Raw genomic sequence first — 18496 nt, forward strand, 5'->3', positions numbered from 1 at the left:
ACACCAAGACCCCGCCGGATCAGAGCAGGGGTCAGGCGTCGGCGGCCTGGACCCGGAGTGCGCGCTCGGTGCCCGCGAGGCTCTCGGACACGATGCGGCGCAGCGCCGGCGTCTCCGGGTGCTCCTCGAGCCACGCGGCGGCGGCGTCACGGAGCTCGGCCGACGCGAGCGGCGCCGGGTAGAGGCCCGAGACGATGGTGTCCGCCATGTGGTAGCTGCGCTCGGCCCAGATGCGCGTGAGCACCTCGAAGTACTTCGGCACGAGGCCCTCGAGCAGTACCGGGCTGTTCACGTGCTGGAACCCGACCGTGGTCTGGCGCACGATGGCGTTCGGCAGCTCGGACGAGTCGACCAGCGACGAGAACGCCGCCAGCTTGCCCTCGGCCGTGGGGATCGTCGCCCGGGCGCGGGCCGCGGCCTGCTCGCCCGACGCGGTCTTGTCCGCGGCGAGCTCGGCGTCGATCTCGGCGTTGTCCGCAGCACCCGCGAGCACGAGGCCCTCGAGCAGCTCCCAGCGCAGGTCGGTGTCGATCTCGAGGCCCTGCAGGGTGACCGATCCGTCGCGGAGGCCCTGCAGGGTCGCGACGTGCTCGGGCGTGGACGGGACCTGCGCGAAGAACTTCACGAACTGGAACTGCGCGTCCGAGCCGGCCTCAGCCGAGGACGCGAGCTGCCAGAGCGTGTCGCCGACGGTGCGGACCGTGGCCTCGACCGAGCCCGGTGCCACGTAGTTGCGTGCGGTGAGCAGCAGCTGCGAGAGCGTCGTGCGGATGGTCGTCGACTCGGTCTCGGTCGCGATGTTGCCCAGCACGAGGCGGACGTAGTCGCTGGCCGGGGACTCGGCGTCGCGCGTGGCGTCCCACACGGAACCCCAGACGATCGAGCGGGCGAGCGGGTTCGCGATCGACGCGAGGTGCTCGATGGCGGTGCGCCGGGAGTGCTCGTCGAGACGGATCTTGGCGTAGGCCAGGTCGTCGTCGTTCAGCAGCACGAGGTCGCCGCGCTGGACGCCGACGAGCTCGGGCACCTCGGTGCGGGCACCGTCGACGTCGATCTCGACGCGGTGGACCCGCTCGAGCTTGCCGCCGGCGGAGGCCGTGTCGGCACCGAACGGCGCGGACTCGTCGTTCCGGAAGGCGTACACGCCGATCGCCAGACGGTGCGGGCGCAGCGTCGGGTAGTCGGCGGGGGCTTCCTGCAGGACGGTGAACGACGTGATGACGCCGGACTCGTCGGTCTCGATCTCGGGGCGCAGGGTGTTGACGCCCGCGGTCTCGAGCCAGAGCTTCGACCACTCGGTCAGCTCACGGCCGCTCGTCGCCTCGAGCTCGACGAGCAGGTCGCGGAGCTCGGTGTTCGAGTGGTGGTGCTTCTTGAAGTACGCGGAGACACCGGCGAAGAACGCGTCGATGCCGACCCAGGCGACGAGCTGCTTGAGGACCGAGCCACCCTTCGCGTAGGTGATGCCGTCGAAGTTGACCTGGACGTCCTCGAGGTCGTTGATCGTCGCGACGATCGGGTGCGTCGAGGGGAGCTGGTCCTGGCGGTAGGCCCAGGACTTCTCCATCGCCTGGAACGTGGTCCAGGCCTCGGTCCACTCGGTGGCCTCGGCCGTGGCGATCGTGGAGGCCCACTCGGCGAAGGACTCGTTGAGCCACAGGTCGTTCCACCACTTCATGGTGACCAGGTCGCCGAACCACATGTGGGCGAGCTCGTGCAGGATCGTGACGACCCGGCGCTCCTTGATGGCGTCGGTGACCTTCGACCGGAACACGTAGGTCTCGGTGAAGGTGACCGCGCCGGCGTTCTCCATCGCACCGGCGTTGAACTCCGGCACGAACAGCTGGTCGTACTTGTCGAAGGGGTAGGCGACGTCGAACTTCTCCTCGAAGTACGCGAAGCCCTTCTTCGTGATGTCGAACACGTACTCGGGGTCGAGGTACGAGGCGAGCGACTTGCGCGCGAAGACGCCGAGCGGGATCGTCCGGCCGTCGCGGCTGGTCAGCTCGTCGCGCACGACCTCGTACGGGCCGGCGACGAGCGCGGTGATGTAGCTCGAGATGCGCGCGGTGGGCGGGAAGGCCCAGGTCGCGACGTCGCCGTCGACGTGCGGCTCCGGCGTGGGGGAGTTCGAGACGACCTGCCACCGCGACGGCGCCGTCACGGTGAAGGAGAACTCGGCCTTCAGGTCGGGCTGCTCGAACACCGCGAACATGCGGCGGGAGTCCGGGACCTCGAACTGGGAGTACAGGTACACCTCGTCGTCCACCGGGTCGACGAAGCGGTGCAGGCCTTCACCGGTGTTCGTGTACAGCGCGTCGCTGACGACCACGAGCTCGTTCTGCTCCTGCAGGTCGTCGAGCTGGATGCGCACGCCGTCGTTCACCGCGGCGACGTCGAGCGCGGTGCCGTTCAGCGTGATCGAGTGCACGGTCTTCGTGATGGCGTCGATGAAGGTCGATGCGCCGGCGGTGGCGGTGAAGCGCACCCGCGTGGTGCTGCCGAAGCTGTCGGCGCCGCGGGTCAGGTCGAGCTCGACGTCGTACGTCTGCACGGCGACGACGGCCGCGCGCTCCTGGGCTTCGATTCGGGTGAGGTTCTCTCCGGGCACGCAACGCTCCATCTTCGCTGGGGACGCGGACGATCGGTGTCCGCGTACGGGGCCCCGGACGGCGTCGTGCGCCGGCGGGACGATGGGTTCCAGCCTAGCGACGCCGCGTACGCTCGGATCGTGACCGAGACGACTGTGGACAACCCGACCGACCCCACCACCGCGCGCACCGCCGTGGAGTTCTGGTTCGACCCGAACTGCCCGTGGGCCTGGATGACGAGCCGCTGGGTGGGTGAGGTCGCCGAGCACCGCGACCTCGACGTGACCTGGAACGTGATGAGCCTGTTCGTCCTCAACGAGGACCAGGACGTGCCGGAGAGCTACAAGGAGCGCCTGCACGCCGGCCAGGTCTACCCGCGCATCGTCACGGCGGCGAGGCTCCGGCTCGGGCAGGACGTCGTGAAGCCGCTGTACGACGCTCTCGGCGAGCACATCCACCACCGCCAGGAGTCCGACCCGGAGCAGGTCGTCCCCGCCGTGCTCGCGGAGCTCGGCCTCGACGCCGACCTGCTCGAGTACGCCTGGACGGACGAGGTCGACGCCGCCGTGCGCGTCAGCCACCAGGACGGCATCGACCGCGTCGGACAGGACGTCGGCACGCCGGTCATCGCCGTCGAGGGCACCGCGTTCTTCGGACCGGTCATCTCCCCGGCGCCCAAGGGCCAGGAGGCGCTCGACCTGTGGGACGGCGTCGTCGCCGTCGCGAAGTACCCCGGCTTCTTCGAGCTCAAGCGCTCGCGCACCGTCGGCCCGATCTTCGACACCACCGACTGACGCTCCGGAACCAGGTTCCGGACACAGCACCGCGGGGTCGCGTGGTTCCGTGTCCGGAACCAGGTTCCGTTCGTCGACGGGCGGCCGGGAGGCCCGTGGTGCGCCCGCCCCGCCCGTCGCGTCAGACGAGCGGCAGGCGCATGAGCGTCAGGTCGAGCCAGCGGTCGAACTTGCGTCCGACCTCGGGCACGACCGCGACCGTGGTGAACCCGAGGCGTTCGTGCAGGGCGATCGACCCCGTGTTGGTGCTGCAGATCCCGGCCATCATGACGTGCCGGCCCTCGGCGGTGGCCCGCGCGACCAGCTCGGCCATCAGGGTCGTCGCGATGCCCCGGCCGCGGAACGCCTCGACCACGTAGACGCTGTGCTCGACGGTCAGCCGGTACCCCTGGTGCGGCCGCCACTGCGAGTACGTGGCGTAGCCGGCCACGGTGCCGTCGACCTCGGCCACGACCACCGGGTACCCGCCGCCCTGCCGCTCGGCGAGCCACCCGTCGAAGTACGCACGCGGGTGCGGGGTGTCCTGCCAGATGGCGGTGGAGTGCAGGACGGCATCGACGTGCAGGGCGTGCACGACGTCGAGGTCGGTCGGGGTGCAGTCGCGGATCACGACCCCGTTCGTCGCATATGCTGTCGTCATGTCTCACATCGTAGACGACGCGCACGCCGATCCCGCAACCGGCGCCGACGACACCTCGGTCGCCGAGCAGCGGGCGCTCGGTGAACGCCTCCAGCGCCTCCGCACCGAGCGGAAGTGGAGCCTCACCGAGCTCGCCGAGGAGTCCGGCGTCTCCCGCGCGATGATCAACCGGGTCGAACGCGGAGTTTCCAGCCCCACCGCGACGATCCTCGGTCGCCTGTCCGGTGCCTTCGGCCTGACGATCTCGCAGCTCCTCGACGATGCCCTGGAGCACGAGGTGCCCAGGGTGACGGACCCCGACGAGGCGCGCGGGGTGCAACGGGGCGCGACCGCCGATTCCTGGACCGATCCCGACACCGGGTACCGCCGCCGTCCGGTCTCGAGCGCGGCGTTCCCCGCTGACGTCACCGAGGTGCGCCTCCCGGCCGGCCGCGAGGTGGCCTACCCGGCGTCCGCCTACGCGTTCCTGCGGCACTGCATCTGGGTCGTCGAGGGCGTGCTCGAGGTCGTCGTCGGCGGCGAGCCGACGCGTCTGGCGGCGGGGGACCGGATCGAGCTCGGCGACCCCGCCGACGTCGTCTACCGCAACCCGGGCGAGGACCCCACCCGGTACCTCGTGGTGGTGGTCCGCGCACCGTAGTCCGTCGTGGTCCGGGCCCCGGAGCCGCAGGAATAGGATCGGTTCCATGCGCATCCACCTCGGAACGGACCACGCCGGCCTCGAGTTCAACAAGACCCTCGCAACCCACCTGACCGAAGCCGGGCACGAGGTGGTGGACCACGGTCCGACCGAGTACGACGCGCTCGACGACTACCCCTCGTTCTGCATCAACGCCGCGCACGCCGTGGTGCAGGACCAGCGCGCCGGTGTCCAGGCCCTCGGCGTCGTCTTCGGCGGTTCCGGCAACGGCGAGCAGATCGCCGCCAACAAGGTCGAGGGCATCCGCGCCGCGCTCGTCTGGAACGAGTCGACCGCCCTGCTCGCCCGTCAGCACAACGACGCCAACGTCATCTCCATCGGTGCGCGCCAGCACACCGAGGACGAGGCGATCCGGTTCGTCGACCTGTTCATCGCCGAGCCGTTCTCGGGCGAAGAGCGCCACGCCCGCCGCATCGCCCAGCTGGCCGAGTACGAGACCACCGGGCTGATCGCCGGCCGCCAGATCGACGCGTAGCCCGGCTCGTCAGGGGTACCGGGTAGAACGGTAGTCATGCCCGAGGGTCACTCCGTCCACCGCATCGCCAACCAGTTCACCCGGCACTTCGTCGGCAAGAGCTGCGAGGTGTCGAGCCCCCAGGGGCGCTTCGCCGCCGGGGCCGCGCAGCTCGACGGCAAGCGGATGATCGCCGCGCGTGCGGTGGCGAAGCAGATGTTCCTGGAGTTCGAGGGCGACCTGTTCCTCCGCGTCCACCTCGGCCTGTACGGGGCGTGGGACTTCGCGGGCGTGATCTCCACCGCCGAGGCACTGTCCGACGACGACGACCGCGAAGAGTCGCTCAGCTCGATCGGCGCACCGCGGCTCGCCCGCTACCGGATGGCCGAGCAGGAGAAGGCGGAGGACCCGATCGAGTCCTTCCCGCCGGACCCCGTCGGCCAGGTCCGGGTGCGGATCCTCACCGAGGACACCGTCGCCGACCTCCGTGGCCCGACCGCGTGTGTCGTGGAGACCCCGGCCGAGGTGCAGCGTGCGCTCGACAAGCTCGGCCCCGACCCGATGAACGACGACGGGCCCGAAGCCGAGAAGACCTTCGTCGACAACGTCCGCCGTCGGAACGTCGCGATCGGGCAGCTGCTCATGGACCAGTCCGTCGTGGCCGGCATCGGCAACATCTACCGCGCCGAGCTGCTGTTCCGGCAGCGCATCGACCCGTACAAGCCCGGCAAGAAGATCACCGTCAAGCAGGCCAAGGCGCTCTGGGCCGACTGGTCGAAGCTGTTGCACGACGGCGTCCGCGACGGCCTGATGATGACGATGGACGACCTGTCCGAGGCCGACCACAAGAAGGCCCTGCGCTCCCGCAAGGACCGCCACTGGGTGTACCACCGGCAGGGCGAGCCGTGCCGGGTCTGCGGCACCGAGATCCGGATGGCCGACATGGCCGGCCGGAAGCTCTACTGGTGCCCGAAGGACCAGAAGTAGTCCACGGGGCACAGACGCAGCCGCCCGCCCTCCTGCTCACAGCTCCCGGTACGTGAACCGTCCGGCGACGGCCGTCCCCAGAACCCGCATGCCGCGCAGTGCGGCGGACGAGGACGCCAGCGGGTCGGACTCGACGAGCACCAGGTCCGCCACGTCGCCGACGGACACCCCGACGCGCCCGTCGGTCGACCCCTGCCACGCGACGAGTGCCGAGAGCCGTTCGGCCGGGTGCCACGGGTCTCGCCCGTCGCGGTCCCGCCCGACGGCCGCCGCCATCGACACCCACGGGTCGAGCGGCGCCACCGGCGCGTCCGAGCCGAGCAGCAGGCGCGCTCCGGCCCGTGCGAGCGACGCGAAGGCGAACGCCCGGTCGGTGTGCCCGGCCCAGTGCCGGTCGGCGATGTCCCGGTCGTCCATGGCGTGTTCGGGCTGCACGGACGCGGCGACCCCGAGCCGGGCGAACCGGTCGACGTCGGTGTCGACGAGCAACTGCGCGTGCTCGATCGTGCCGCGGGTCCCGACGGTCTCGAAGACGTCGAGGGCCAGCGTGTTCGCCCGGTCGCCGATCGCGTGGATCGCGGGGACGAGTCCGGCGTCGACGGCACGGCGGGTGATCGCGACGAGGTCCTCGAACGGCCAGGCGAGCACACCCGAGCCGTCGGTCATGGCGGCGGTCCGGGTGCCGAGCGACCCGTCCGTGACCACCTTGAACGGCCCCATCGTGAGCAGGCCCCGCGTGCCGTCGACCACGTCGCCGGTGCGCAGTCCCCGGGCGATGGCCTCGTCGAGCTCGGCCGGGTACACCCCGGACGCGACCCGGATCGCGTCGGTGCCGGCGTGGATCCGGCGGCGCCAGCGGTCGAGCCCGAAGCGCATCTCGAGGTCGACCACGCCCGTCACCCCGCGGGCTGCCGCGGCCTCGGCAGCGTCCGCAACGTAGGCGTCGAGCAGGTCGTCCGGCACCTGCGACAGCGCTCCGGTCACGTCGAACGCGTCCTGCTCGCGCAGGACCCCGTCCTCACCCGCCTCGAGCGGGCGGCCGACAGCGGCCGAGAAGTGTGCGAGCGCGAGCGCGTTGCACCACACCGCGTGCAGGTCCGCGCTGATGACGACGACCGGGAGGCCCGGTGCGGCCTGGTCGAGCAGCTCGCGTCGTGCCGGGCGCGGCCACATCCCGTCGCGGTAGCCGTGTCCGACCAGGACGCGGTCCGTCACGCCCGCCCGGGCGACGGCGGCGAGCAGGTCGGCGGTCGCCTCGGCGGAGTCGCAGCCGGTGACGTCGACACGGCGACGGACGAGTGCCCACTGGTCGAAGTGCGTGTGGTGGTCGCGGAGCCCCGGGCCGAGCCAGGCACCGGCGGCCTCGACGACGTCGGTGTCGACGCTCGTGGGGTCGAGGGTGCCGGTCGGCGCGATCTCGGTGACGCGACCGTCGACGATGCGGACGTCGGCAGGGGCTCCGGAGGTGCCCACCCGCCGGACGGTGCGGAGCAGGATGTCCGTCACGACGCCTCCAGGCCGTTCGCCGGGGACGGGACGGGCCGGACCCGCTCGACCTCGTCGGCGAGCGCCGGCGACGCGTAGGGGCCGTCGCCCCGCAGCCCGGCGACGATGCGGTCGATCACCTCGGGAGCCTTGTTCTGCGACAGCTTGGCGCGGGCGTCGAACCGGGTGACGCGGATCCGGATGCCCACGGTGCCCTTCGCGATCCGGCGGGCGGTCTCCTCGTCGATCTGCAACGACACGGGCGAGGGCATGACCCGCTCGAAGTGGTCGACGAGTTCGCCGAGCACCCGGAAGTTCTCGTCGTCGGACAGGATCTCGGGGGTGCCCCAGACGTGGGCGGTGACGTGGTTCCAGGTCGGCACGAACTGCTCCGGCGGGTACCAGGCGGGGGAGACGTAGCCGTGCGGACCCTGGAACACGACGAGCACCTCGTGCTGTCCGAGTTCGTGCGCGACCTCGTCGGGGCGGCCGACGTGGGACACCAGCACGAGGGCGTCCGGGTCGTCGTCGGGGCCGGGGGCCTCGAGCAGCACCGGGTAGTGCGAGGCGACCAGCCCGGCCGCGGTGTGGGACACGATCGTCGCCCACGGGTTCCCGGTGATGAGGCGTCGGACCTCGTCGACGTCGGTCATCAGGAAGTGCGGTGTGTGGCGCATGTTCCGAGCGTGGCACAACGGGCCCGGTCGCGCGACGGGTGTCGTTTCGTCAGTGTTTCTGCGCGGTAAAACTCTCAGAGGGCATTGAAAGAAGTCTTGTGGTCGGGATTCGAACCGTCCTAGCTTTCCCACCACGACGACCGGGCTGGGATCCGGCCGCACCCGATCGAGGAGAGATCATGCGACGCAGGACGATCGCCGCGCTGGCCGCGGCGGCAACCTTGGCACTGGTGGCGACCGGCTGTTCGGCGGGCGGCGCGGCCGACGACGACGCTCCCTCGAGCCTGGTCTACGCGACCGGCGAACCCGACCACCTGACCCCGGGCCGGCAGACCGTGGCCTTCGACCAGGTGATGAGCGTCTTCGCGCCGCTGACCCAGACCGACGCCGACGGTGACCTGCAGGACGTGGCGGCGAAGAGCGTCGAGAGCGACGACGCCACCACGTGGACGATCACGCTGCGGGACGGCTGGACGTTCCAGAACGGCGAGGCCGTCACGCCGGAGAGCTACGTAAAGGCCTGGAACCACGTCGCCTACGGCCCGAACGCGTGGGAGAACAGCGGTCAGCTCGCCGGGATCGTCGGGTACACCGACCTCAACCCGGCGAAGGGCACCCCGAAGACCAAGGAGATGTCGGGGCTGAAGGTCACCGGCAAGGACACCTTCACGGTCACGCTCACCCACGCGGACAGCCAGTTCCCCCTGCAGCTCAGCCAGGCCCAGACGGCGTTCTACCCGATGCCCGAGGCCGCGTACGACGACCTGAAGGCGTACGACAAGAAGCCGATCGGCAACGGCCCGTACGAGATGACGAAGGCGTGGAAGGCGGACCAGGAGTTCACCGTCACGGCCTGGAAGGACTACGAGGGCACGAAGCCCGCCACCGACGAGGTGACCTTCCGCAGCTACTCCGACATGAACACCGCGTACACCGACGTCCTGGCCGGCAACGCCGACGTGCTGTTCCTGCCGACCGACAAGATGACGAGCGCGAAGGCCGACTTCGGCGACCGCCTGCACTCCTTCGACGCCCCCGGCATCGACTACCTCGGGTTCCCGCTGTGGGACGACCGGTACTCCGACCCCGACGTGCGCCGCGCGATCTCGATGTCGATCGACCGTGACGAGGTCAACGACGCGATCTACGGCGGCCTGTACGACCCGGCCACCGCGCTGACCCCGCCGTCGATGTCCGGCACCGAGGAGGGCATCTGCGGCGACGCCTGCGAGTTCGACCCGGCAGCGGCGAAGAAGCTCCTCGCCAGCGCCGGCGGGTTCGACGGCACCATGACGCTCGTCTACCCGGGCGGCACCGGCCTCGACTCCCTGTACGAGGCGTACGCCAACCAGATCCGGCAGAACCTGGGCGTCGACGCCGAGGCGAAGGCCACCACCGACTGGGCGTCCTACTACTCGGAGCTCACCGACAAGACCGTCGCCGGCCCGCACTTCGGCCACTGGGGCGCGCTGTACATCAGCCAGCAGAACACGCTCCGTGCGCTGTTCACCACGGCCGGTGGCTGCTCCCCGTGCACCGGCTACTACCAGTCCGACGACGTCGACTCGCTGCTCGCGAAGGCCGACTCCGCCGGGTCCCAGGACGAGGCGAACGGGTACTACACGAAGACGCAGGAGGCCGTCCTGCAGGACTTCCCGATCGTCCCGACCTTCTTCGACAAGTACTCGTACGTCACGAGCGACAAGATCGCGAAGCTGCCGGCGGTGGCGGGCAGCCCCGTGATCGCGCAGATCGCCGTGAAGTAGGGCGGGGCATGGAGCAGCACACCGTCCTCGACCTGGTCCGCGACGTCCCCGACCGCGACGGCTTCCCGCTCGTCGACGACCTGCACGCCCGGTTCGCCGCGCTCGCCGCGGCGCACCCGGACCGGGTCACGGTCACCCGGATCGGCACGAGCCGCCTCGGCGAACCCCTGCACAGCTACCGCATCGGCACCGGGTCGCACGCGGCCGTCGTGGTCGGCGGGGTGCACCCGAACGAGCCGATCGGTTCGTGGACGGCACTGCACCTCGCCGAGACGGCCCTCGGTGACGAGCGGGTGGCCGGGCTCGACGTCACCTGGCACATCGTCCCGACGATCGACCCGGACGGCATGCGGCTCAACGAGGCGTGGTTCCACGACCCGCACGACCGCGTGTTCTACTCGCGGCACTTCTACCGGCCGGCCCCGGACAGCCAGGTCGAGTGGACGTTCCCGAACAGCTACAAGTCGGTGTACTTCGACCAGGTGCTGCCCGAGACGCTCGCGTTCATGCGGCTCATCGACGACACCGAGCCGGACCTGCTCGTGAGCCTGCACAACGGCGAGATGGGCGGCGTCTACTACTACCTGTCCGAGGACCTGCCCGCCGTCGTCGACACCCTGCACGCGGTGCCGGCCGCACTCGGGCTGCCGCTCGACACCGGCGAGCCGGAGTCGCCGTACCTGCGGGAGCTCGCCCCGGCGGTGTTCGCGATGGACGGCATCGAGACGGCGTACGCCTACCTCGAGGAACTCGGCGTCGACCCCGGCGAGCACATCCACGGCGGGTCGAGCGCGGCGTGGGCGATGCGGCACGGGGCCCTCTGCATGGTGGCCGAGCTGCCGTACTGGAGCCACCCCGACGCCGACGACCAGACCCCGACCGACGAGCCGTACGCCGACCTGCTGCGCCGGTGCGCGGACGAGCTCGGTGCCTCGGGTGCGGAGCTGCAGGCATTCCTCGACGAGGCGTCGCCGATGCTCTCGATCCCGTCCCCGTTCGTCGAAGCCTCCCGGGCGTTCGTGCCGATGCTCGTCGGGATGGCGGACACCGACCGCCGCCGCGCCGAACGGGAACCGGCGGACCGGACGGCCACCGTCGCGGAGCGCTTCGGCTGCGAGGACCTCGTCCGCTGCTTCCGCCTGCGCTACGGCGGCATGCTCCTGCGCGCCGTCGAGGCGGAGACGACCGCCGGTACGGCGTCCGCGCCGCTCCGGCGGCTCCGCGACCGCCTGGCCGAGCGCTACGCGCGCTGGCAGGCGGACGCGTCGACGGGTGCGCAGCCGATCCCGGTGGGGAAGCTCGTGGGCGTGCAGTACGGGGCGATCCTCGCCTGCGCGGCGCACGTGGCGGACCCGACCCGCGCCTCCCGTCCGGTGTCGGCGGCCGTGTCGGGAGGCGCGTGATGCGTCCGACGCTCGCCGTCGGTCGCCGACTCGGCGGCCTGGTCATCGTGTTCCTCGGGGTGACCTTCCTCATCTACGCGATGACGTTCGCGCTGCCCGGCGACCCCATCAAGGCGCTCGGCGGCGAGCGCCCCCTCACCGACTCGGTCGTGCGGGCGCTGCGGGCGGAGTACCACCTGGACCAGCCGCTGTGGCTGCAGTACGTGCAGTACCTGGGCGGCCTGTTCCGGGGTGACTTCGGCACCGACTTCAACGGGCAGTCCGTCGGCGAACAGATGGCCTCGCGGTGGCCGGTGACGATCACGCTGGCGCTCAGCGCGTGGGCGCTCGAGATCGTCCTCGGCATCGGGCTCGGCGTGGTCTCGGCGCTCAGGCGCGGCACCGTGCTCGACAAGACGGTGCTCGTCGGCACCATCGTCGTCGGCGCGGTCCCCGTGTTCGTGCTCGGCGTGGCCCTGCAGCTGGTGTTCTCGGTGCGGCTGCACTGGTTCCCGGTGGCGGGCGTCACCGCCGGGTGGCCGACCGCGTACGTCCTGCCGGCGTTCGTGATCGCCCTGTTCGGCCTGGCCGCGGTGTCCCGGCTCACCCGGACGTCGATGATCGAGACGCTCGACGCCGACTACGTCCGGACGGCCCGCGCCAAGGGGCTCGCTCCGGGCCGGATCGTCGGCGTGCACGTCCTGCGGAACTCGCTCATCCCCACCGCCACCTACCTGGCGACCGACCTCGGGTACCTGATGGGCGGCACCGTCATCATCGAGGGCATCTTCAACCTGCCGGGCGTCGGGAACCTGCTGTTCCAGGGCATCCGCTCGCACGAGGGTGCCGTCGTCGTCGGCATCTCGACCGCCCTCATCCTGGTGTTCCTCGTCACGAGCGTGCTCGTCGACCTGCTGCACGCCGCCCTCGACCCGCGCGTCCGGACAGGAGCCTCCCGATGACCACCGAAGCCCTCGGCGCCACCGTCGACCCCGTCGTCGGGGTCCGGCGCCGCCCGTTGCTCGCCGCCGCACGGACGCCGGGGTTCTGGGTGCCCGCGTCGGTGCTCGTGGTGGTCCTGCTCATCGCGGCGTTCCCGCAGCTGTTCGCCGGGCTGTTCGGCCACGGCGACCCCCGGGTGTGCGACCTCGGCCGGAGCGGGGCGTCAGCGACCGCCGGGCACCCGTTCGGCTTCGACCTGCAGGGCTGCGACGTGTACGCGAACGTCATCTGGGGCACCCGGTCGTCGATCGCCGTCGCGGTGCTCACGACCCTGCTCGCCGGCATGGTCGCGGTCGTCGTCGGGACCGTCGCGGGCATGGTCGGCGGGTGGGTCGACGCCGTCCTCGCCCGGCTCACCGACGTGTTCCTCGGGTTCCCGTTCCTGCTCGGCGCCGTCGTCGTGCTGAACAGCGTGGGGGAGCGGTCGGTGCTCACCGTGTCGCTCGTGCTCGCCCTGTTCGGGTGGCCGACGATGGCCCGGCTCGTGCGGTCGAGTGTCCGCAGCGTCCGGGGCGCCGAGTTCGTGCTCGCCGCCCGGACGATGGGGCTGTCGACGTGGCGGATCACCACCCGGTACGTGCTGCCGTCGTCGATCTCGCCACTGCTCGTGCTCGCCACCATCACCGTCGGCGGGGTCATCGTGTCCGAGTCGTCGCTGACCTACCTCGGCATCGGGCTGGAACGTCCGGCGATCTCGTGGGGGCTGCAGCTGTCCGCGGCGACGTCGCAGTTCCTCCGGGCCCCGCACATGCTCATCGCGCCGGCGGCGTTCCTCGCCGTGACGGTGCTCGCCGTCATCGCGCTCGGCGACACGCTGCGCGCCGCGCTCGACCCACGTCGGCGCTGACCGGCACGGCACACGCCGCGTCGCGGCGGGCACCGTCGCGACCGACGCGCCAGACTCGAACCACCGCCCTTCGAAAGGACCACCGTGACCGACACCCTCTCCGCGTACCGGAAGACCCTGCCCTACATCCGTGAGTGGGTGTCGTACAAGGTGTGGCAGCTGCGGGTGCCCGGCGTGCAGGTCGCCGTCGGGTACGGCGGCGAGGTCCTGTTCGACGAGGCCTGGGGCTACGCCGACGTCGAGGCGGGGCGCCGCCTGACCACCACCGACCTGTTCCGCATCGCCTCGCACTCGAAGACCTTCACCGCGACGGCCCTGCTGCAGCTCGCCGAGCGCGGGTCGCTCCGGCTCGACGACACCGTCGGCACGTACGTCCCGGCACTGGTCGACGGCGGCTCCCCGCTCGCCGACGCCACCCTGCGCGAGCTCATGGAGATGGGCGCCGGCGTCATCCGCGACGGACACGACGGCGACTACTGGTCCCTGCTCCGCCCGTTCCCCGACGAGCAGGAACTCCTGGCGCTCGTGCTCGACCGCGGCCAGAAGGTGCCGACCGGTTCGTCGTTCAACTACTCGAACCTCGGCTACTCCCTGCTCGGCCTGGTCATCGCCGCGGTGTCCGGGCAGTCGTACAACGACTTCGTGCGCGAGTCGATCACCGAACCCCTGGGCCTCCGGAACACCGGCCCCGACTGGGACCCCGCACGCGCCGACGACTTCGTGGTCGGGTACACCGGCTTCCACACCGCGCGGCACCGGCAGCGCATCGACCACGTCGACACCCGCGCGATGGCCGCCGCCACCGGCTTCCACGGCACCGCGTCCGACCTGGTCCGCTACTTCTCGCACCACGTGATCGGGCAGGGCACCCTGCTCGACGACCACTCCAAGCGCCTCGCGCAGCGGAAGGCCTGGAGCGCCACCGACGACCCCGCGGCCCGCGGCTACGGCGCCGGGTTCATCGTCGACCGGATCGGCGGGCGCGAGATCCGCGGCCACTCGGGCGGGTTCCCGGGGCACATCACCCAGTCGATGTTCGACCCGGCGTCCGGGCTCGTCGTGTCCGTGCTCACGAGTGCCGCCGCCGGACCCGCCACGCTCATCGCCACCGCGGTCATCGCCATGCTCGACGCCGCGGCCGACGCCGACGCCCCGGGGACCCCGGTACCCGACGACGTCGACACCGCCGCCTTCACCGGGCGCTTCGCCAACCCGTGGGGCGTCACCGACGTCGCCCGGATCGGTGACCGGCTCGTCGAGGTCGACCCGTCCGGCCCCGAGCCGATGGACACCCCCACCCGGCTCGAGATCGTCGACGCCGACACCCTGCGGATGACCCACGGCAACCGCTTCGGCTCGGTCGACGAGGACATCACCTACACCCGCGACGAGGACGGCACCGTGCGGGCGATCCGCGGCGGGGGCGGCATGTCGCAGGAGCCGTGGTCGATCCCGGACGAGCGACCCGAGGTGGCCGCCGGGCTGGCCTCGTGACCGACGACAGGGGCACCGACGGCACCGACGGTGTCGGCATCGACGCCGACGACGACCGGCTGCTCGGACCGGAGCGCCAGGCGTTCGTCGAGGAGTTCGCCCTGATGCTCAACGACGGCGCGGGCATGCCCCTCACCGACGCCCGGGTGCTCGGCTACCTGATGATGACCCGCGCACCGCACTCGTCGTCGTCCGACCTGCAGGCAGCGCTCGGCGCCAGCTCGGGGTCGGTGTCGATGGCCACCCGGCGGCTCGTCGACTCCGGGTTCGTGAAGCGCCACATCGTCCCCGGCGAGCGCAGTCACTACTTCCGCGCCGAGGCCGACGTCTGGGGCTCCTGGCTCGCCAGCGAACGGAAGTACCTCGACCGGCAGCGCGACATCATCGGCCGCGGGCTCGCCGTCGTCGAGGGTGCCGGCCGCACCGGCACGGGCGACGTGGACGCCGAGGTCCGCGAGCGTCTGCTCAACGGCCGCGACTACATGCAGTGGCTGCAGGGCTACCACCGCAAGATGCTCGAGGAGTGGGAGGCCTTCAAGGCCGCCCGCGACGACACCGACCCCCCGGAGACCCCATGAGCGGCACCACCGACGTCCTGACCGTCGAGCACCTCACCGTCACCTTCGACGTCGACGGCGAGGTGGTCCGCGCCGTCGACGACGCCTCGTTCACCGTGGCCCGGGGCGAGGTCGTCGCGGTCGTGGGGGAGTCCGGCTCCGGCAAGAGCATGACCGCGATGACCGCGATGGGCATCGCCCCCGACGGTGCGCGCGCCTCGGGGAGCATCCGGCTCGGCGACCTCGAGGTCATCGGCACCGACGAGCGCACCCTCCGGTCGGTCCGGGGCCGCAGCGTGTCGATGATCTTCCAGGACCCGTCCGCGGCGCTGAACCCCGTGTTCACCATCGGGTTCCAGCTCGCCGAGGCCGTCCGACGCACCGACGGCCAGCACGACCGCGACGCCGTCCGGGAGCGCTCGCTCGAGCTGCTCCGCGCCGTGGAGGTCCCCGAACCGGAACGCCGCCTGGGCCAGTACCCGCACGAGCTCTCCGGCGGTCAGGCCCAGCGCGTGATGATCGCGATGGCGCTCGCCGCCGACCCGGACCTGCTCATCGCGGACGAGCCGACGACCGCCCTCGACGTCACCGTGCAGGCCGAGGTGCTCGACGTCCTCCGCGCGCTCCGCGAGCGCACCGGCACCGCGATCCTGCTCATCACCCACGACATGGGCGTCGTCGCGGACCTCGCCGACCGCGTGGTCGTGATGCGCCGAGGCCGCGTCGTCGAGACCGGCACCGCCGAGGCGGTCTTCGCCGCACCGTCCGCCGACTACACGCGCGAACTCCTCGCTGCGGTCCCGCGCATGGGCACCGGGTCCGGTCTGGAGGCCCGGCTCGGCTCCGCCACGACGCCCCCGGCCGCCGTCCTGGACGTCCGGCACCTCGTGGTCGAGTACGGCGGCGCCCTGCGCGGGCGCTTCCGTGCCGTCGACGACGTGTCGTTCACCGTCGGCCGTGGCGAGATCGTCGGCCTGGTGGGGGAGTCCGGCAGTGGCAAGACCACCATCGGCCGGGCCGCGGTGGGCCTCGCGCCGATCACCTCCGGCTCGGTGGTCGTCGACGGCACCGACGTCGCCGGCGCACGGCGAGCCGCCCGCCGGCAGATGCGCCAGCACGTCGGCGTGGTGTTCCAGAACCCGCTCCGGTCGCTCAACCCCCGGTACACCGTCGGGCAGACCGTCGCCGAGCCGCTCCGTCAGATCCTCCGGCTGCCGGCGGTGCAGGTCGAGGAGCGTGTCGAGCGACTCCTCGCCGACGTCGGTCTCGACGGCGGGTACGCCGAGCGCTACCCGCACGAACTCTCCGGCGGCCAACGGCAACGCGTCGCGATCGCCCGCGCGGTGGCGCTCGACCCCGCGCTCCTGATCGCCGACGAGCCGACGAGCGCACTCGACGTGTCGGTGCAGGCCCGCGTGCTCGACGTGTTCCGCGAGCTGCAGGAGCGCCTCGGGTTCGCGTGCCTGTTCGTCACGCACGACCTCGCCGTGGTCGACACCCTGTGCGACCGTGTCGTCGTGCTGCACGGCGGCCGGGTCGCCGAACACGGCACCCGCGACGCCATCCTGCGCTCGCCACAGGACCCGTACACACGACGGCTCATCCAGGCCGCCCCGGTGCCGGACCCCGCGGAGCAGGCACGCCGACGCTCCGAGCGCCTGGCCGCTCGCGCGGGCTGAGGTGGGCGGGAGTCCGGGTCAGCGCACCTCGGCCGAGGCCCACAGCACGCCGGCCCCGCGGCCCACCGGGCGCAGCAGCGGCACGGCGACGAGCACGGCCGCGGCCAGGTAGGCGACGGTCTGCAGCAGGCCCGGGACCGCGAAGGCGACACCGAGCGACTCCTGCGGGAGCGCCGTGAGGAGCACGGTCTCCGACAGCAGTGCGGTGACGAACCACGCCGCAGCCGCCACCGTGACGATCCAGCCGAGGCACGCTGCACACCCGGTTCACTCCGGACGGTGACGACGCCGAAGGCCACGAGCGCCGCCTGCGCGACGACGAGGAACACATCGATCAACAGTCCGGGAACCAGCGACACGAGCGCGAACGCGAGCACGGACACCGCGAACGTGAGCGCCCGGCGGTCTCGAGCACGCACCGCGGCGACGAGCACGACGACGGCGGCGATGCCCCCGAGGACCGTGGCGCCGAGGAGCAGCCCGCGGGGTAGGTCCCAGGGCGCCAACCAGACCGTCCCGACCAGTCCGGCCGCTCCGAACACCAGCGCCGCCACCACCGCGGCCGCCGACACCACCCGTACCCCCGTGCTGCTCTGCAAGCCCGCACACTATGCCCCGGGACCCCGCCAGCGGAACACCCCTCCCCTCGGCGAGGGACGGACGTTCGTGTCCGCGCGATGACGGTTCCGGTTCGCGCCGCCCGGGGATCGTGAACCAGAACCGTCAACGACACGGGAACGCGTGCCCGTCCGCCCCGCCCCGCCGCCCGACGACGACACGCCCGTCCGATGCCAGGTCGTCGTCCAGACGGCGCGGTCGACTTGACTGTCGTTCGAACACACGTTCGAATACCGTCGTGGGACGGCGTCGCGAGAACCGGTGGCAGCCCCCGGAACACCCGGAGGTCGAGCGTCCGCGCGCGTACTCCCTGTCCGAGGACGCCCGCGGCGGCGACGTCTGCCATGCCGTCACCCCGAAGCCGGTCTGGGCGTGGATCCAGTTCCCGACCTTCCACGTCCGGGTGAAGGCCTTCGCGAAGAGCTGGACCCGGGATGCCGTGCTGGTGGAGTGGGCGCAGTTCGGGCAGCAGGCCGAGGCATGGGTGTGGCGCTCCGCGGTGAAGCACCGCACGCTCCGTGCCGACCGGGACAGCGCGAACCGGAGTCCGCAGAACGCACTGCGTTGACTTCCACCCGCACCCCGAGGATGGTTTAGCGAACGCGGGTTCAGCAAGTAACTCACTGATCGAGGCATTCGATCCGGACCCGTACCCACGAAGGAGGCACCATGAAGAACGCAGCGGTGCCGTCCTGGGTCGCCCACGTGCTCACCCCGCCCGAGGTCATCAGTGCCTACGTCGAGCGGCGGATCAACGATCCGTCCCTCCTGTCGGGTGAGCAGTCGGAACCCACGTACGCAGACTTCCTGCGCGACGAGTAGA

The 18496-nt window shown here is 71.5% G+C and carries 18 protein-coding genes; 13 read left to right on the forward strand and 5 right to left on the reverse strand.

What is annotated here, in order from left to right; translation table 11 throughout:
• Positions 1 to 31: 31 nt before the first annotated feature.
• Positions 32 to 2611 carry an aminopeptidase N gene (pepN, locus tag DEJ01_RS04045; RefSeq protein ID WP_111024196.1) on the reverse strand — a complete coding sequence of 860 codons (2580 nt, stop codon included), beginning with the start codon at positions 2609 to 2611 and terminating at the stop codon, positions 32 to 34.
• Between the two features lie 120 nt (positions 2612 to 2731).
• Here pepN and DEJ01_RS04050 point away from each other — a divergent pair, with 120 nt between their 5' ends.
• Positions 2732 to 3385 carry a DsbA family protein gene (locus tag DEJ01_RS04050; RefSeq protein ID WP_375342375.1) on the forward strand — a complete coding sequence of 218 codons (654 nt, stop codon included), beginning with the start codon at positions 2732 to 2734 and terminating at the stop codon, positions 3383 to 3385.
• Between the two features lie 121 nt (positions 3386 to 3506).
• Here the strand turns inward: DEJ01_RS04050 and DEJ01_RS04055 are convergent, their stop codons facing one another.
• On the reverse strand, positions 3507 to 4025 hold the full coding sequence (locus DEJ01_RS04055; RefSeq protein ID WP_111030558.1) for a GNAT family N-acetyltransferase: 519 nt from the start codon (positions 4023 to 4025) through the stop codon (positions 3507 to 3509).
• Between DEJ01_RS04055 and DEJ01_RS04060 the strand changes: the two genes are divergently transcribed.
• Genes DEJ01_RS04060 through DEJ01_RS04070 form a run of 3 tightly spaced genes read left to right on the forward strand, consistent with a single transcriptional unit; the run spans position 4024 to position 6166 of the window.
• Positions 4024 to 4665, forward strand: coding sequence for a helix-turn-helix domain-containing protein (locus DEJ01_RS04060; protein WP_111054847.1), 642 nt, complete (start codon positions 4024 to 4026; stop codon positions 4663 to 4665). The genes DEJ01_RS04055 and DEJ01_RS04060 overlap by 2 nt on opposite strands.
• Positions 4666 to 4711: 46 nt before the next feature.
• A complete protein-coding gene (locus DEJ01_RS04065) occupies positions 4712 to 5200 on the forward strand; it encodes a ribose-5-phosphate isomerase (RefSeq protein ID WP_027464669.1) in 489 nt (162 codons plus the stop codon).
• 36 nt (positions 5201 to 5236) lie between these two features.
• On the forward strand, positions 5237 to 6166 hold the full coding sequence (locus DEJ01_RS04070; protein ID WP_111092271.1) for an Fpg/Nei family DNA glycosylase: 930 nt from the start codon (positions 5237 to 5239) through the stop codon (positions 6164 to 6166).
• Between the two features lie 36 nt (positions 6167 to 6202).
• On the opposite strand, the gene DEJ01_RS04075 is transcribed toward DEJ01_RS04070, so the two are convergent.
• Both DEJ01_RS04075 and DEJ01_RS04080 read right to left on the reverse strand, forming a co-directional pair.
• Positions 6203 to 7672: an amidohydrolase gene (locus tag DEJ01_RS04075; protein WP_111092272.1), complete on the reverse strand. Its 1470-nt coding sequence runs from the start codon at positions 7670 to 7672 to the stop codon at positions 6203 to 6205.
• Complete coding sequence (locus DEJ01_RS04080; protein WP_111092273.1) at positions 7669 to 8328, reverse strand: FMN-binding negative transcriptional regulator; 660 nt, start codon at positions 8326 to 8328, stop codon at positions 7669 to 7671. Before DEJ01_RS04080 ends, DEJ01_RS04075 begins: the two co-directional genes overlap by 4 nt.
• A 179-nt stretch (positions 8329 to 8507) precedes the next feature.
• Between DEJ01_RS04080 and DEJ01_RS04085 the strand changes: the two genes are divergently transcribed.
• The 7 genes from DEJ01_RS04085 to DEJ01_RS04115 all read left to right on the forward strand — a co-directional run bounded on the left by DEJ01_RS04085 (position 8508) and on the right by DEJ01_RS04115 (position 17055).
• Complete coding sequence (locus tag DEJ01_RS04085) at positions 8508 to 10094, forward strand: ABC transporter substrate-binding protein (RefSeq protein WP_258375506.1); 1587 nt, start codon at positions 8508 to 8510, stop codon at positions 10092 to 10094.
• Between the two features lie 8 nt (positions 10095 to 10102).
• Positions 10103 to 11497, forward strand: a complete 1395-nt coding sequence (locus DEJ01_RS04090) for a M14 family zinc carboxypeptidase (RefSeq protein WP_111092275.1) — start codon at positions 10103 to 10105, stop codon at positions 11495 to 11497.
• A complete protein-coding gene (locus DEJ01_RS04095) occupies positions 11497 to 12438 on the forward strand; it encodes an ABC transporter permease (RefSeq protein ID WP_027464675.1) in 942 nt (313 codons plus the stop codon). Before DEJ01_RS04090 ends, DEJ01_RS04095 begins: the two co-directional genes overlap by 1 nt.
• The gene (locus tag DEJ01_RS04100; RefSeq protein ID WP_110864890.1) at positions 12435 to 13325 is read left to right on the forward strand and encodes an ABC transporter permease; all 891 of its coding nucleotides are present in this window, start codon (positions 12435 to 12437) and stop codon (positions 13323 to 13325) included. The genes DEJ01_RS04095 and DEJ01_RS04100 overlap by 4 nt, the downstream gene beginning before the upstream one ends.
• An 84-nt stretch (positions 13326 to 13409) precedes the next feature.
• A complete protein-coding gene (locus DEJ01_RS04105; protein ID WP_258375637.1) occupies positions 13410 to 14819 on the forward strand; it encodes a serine hydrolase in 1410 nt (469 codons plus the stop codon).
• On the forward strand, positions 14816 to 15397 hold the full coding sequence (locus tag DEJ01_RS04110; protein WP_111092276.1) for a GbsR/MarR family transcriptional regulator: 582 nt from the start codon (positions 14816 to 14818) through the stop codon (positions 15395 to 15397). Before DEJ01_RS04105 ends, DEJ01_RS04110 begins: the two co-directional genes overlap by 4 nt.
• A complete protein-coding gene (locus DEJ01_RS04115; protein WP_111092277.1) occupies positions 15394 to 17055 on the forward strand; it encodes an ABC transporter ATP-binding protein in 1662 nt (553 codons plus the stop codon). The genes DEJ01_RS04110 and DEJ01_RS04115 overlap by 4 nt, the downstream gene beginning before the upstream one ends.
• Before the next feature lie 18 nt (positions 17056 to 17073).
• On the opposite strand, the gene DEJ01_RS04120 is transcribed toward DEJ01_RS04115, so the two are convergent.
• Positions 17074 to 17286 (reverse strand): hypothetical protein, encoded by a 213-nt coding sequence (locus tag DEJ01_RS04120; protein ID WP_111092278.1) that lies wholly within the window; start codon positions 17284 to 17286, stop codon positions 17074 to 17076.
• A 625-nt stretch (positions 17287 to 17911) separates the two neighbouring features.
• On the opposite strand from DEJ01_RS04120, the gene DEJ01_RS04125 reads away from it, so the two are divergent.
• Positions 17912 to 18241 carry a hypothetical protein gene (locus DEJ01_RS04125; protein ID WP_035807629.1) on the forward strand — a complete coding sequence of 110 codons (330 nt, stop codon included), beginning with the start codon at positions 17912 to 17914 and terminating at the stop codon, positions 18239 to 18241.
• A gap of 101 nt (positions 18242 to 18342) precedes the next feature.
• Positions 18343 to 18495, forward strand: coding sequence for a hypothetical protein (locus tag DEJ01_RS18060; protein WP_163343414.1), 153 nt, complete (start codon positions 18343 to 18345; stop codon positions 18493 to 18495).
• The last annotated feature ends 1 nt before the right edge of the window (position 18496 follow it).

The sequence above is a fragment of the Curtobacterium sp. MCLR17_040 genome (assembly GCF_003234735.1).
GTDB classification, from domain to species: domain Bacteria; phylum Actinomycetota; class Actinomycetes; order Actinomycetales; family Microbacteriaceae; genus Curtobacterium; species Curtobacterium flaccumfaciens.

Bases quoted from the DNA above. Each gene is read 5' to 3' on its own strand.
- DEJ01_RS18060 (WP_163343414.1), top strand. From the start codon at position 18,343: ATGAAGAACGCAGCGGTGCCGTCCTGGGTCGCCCACGTGCTCACCCCG.
- DEJ01_RS04060 (WP_111054847.1), top strand. From the start codon at position 4,024: ATGTCTCACATCGTAGACGACGCGCACGCCGATCCCGCAACCGGCGCC.
- DEJ01_RS04070 (WP_111092271.1), top strand. From the start codon at position 5,237: ATGCCCGAGGGTCACTCCGTCCACCGCATCGCCAACCAGTTCACCCGG.
- DEJ01_RS04115 (WP_111092277.1), top strand. From the start codon at position 15,394: ATGAGCGGCACCACCGACGTCCTGACCGTCGAGCACCTCACCGTCACC.
- DEJ01_RS04100 (WP_110864890.1), top strand. From the start codon at position 12,435: ATGACCACCGAAGCCCTCGGCGCCACCGTCGACCCCGTCGTCGGGGTC.
- DEJ01_RS04095 (WP_027464675.1), top strand. From the start codon at position 11,497: ATGCGTCCGACGCTCGCCGTCGGTCGCCGACTCGGCGGCCTGGTCATC.
- DEJ01_RS04090 (WP_111092275.1), top strand. From the start codon at position 10,103: ATGGAGCAGCACACCGTCCTCGACCTGGTCCGCGACGTCCCCGACCGC.
- DEJ01_RS04080 (WP_111092273.1), bottom strand. From the start codon at position 8,328: ATGCGCCACACACCGCACTTCCTGATGACCGACGTCGACGAGGTCCGA.
- DEJ01_RS04085 (WP_258375506.1), top strand. From the start codon at position 8,508: ATGCGACGCAGGACGATCGCCGCGCTGGCCGCGGCGGCAACCTTGGCA.
- DEJ01_RS04065 (WP_027464669.1), top strand. From the start codon at position 4,712: ATGCGCATCCACCTCGGAACGGACCACGCCGGCCTCGAGTTCAACAAG.
- DEJ01_RS04055 (WP_111030558.1), bottom strand. From the start codon at position 4,025: ATGACGACAGCATATGCGACGAACGGGGTCGTGATCCGCGACTGCACC.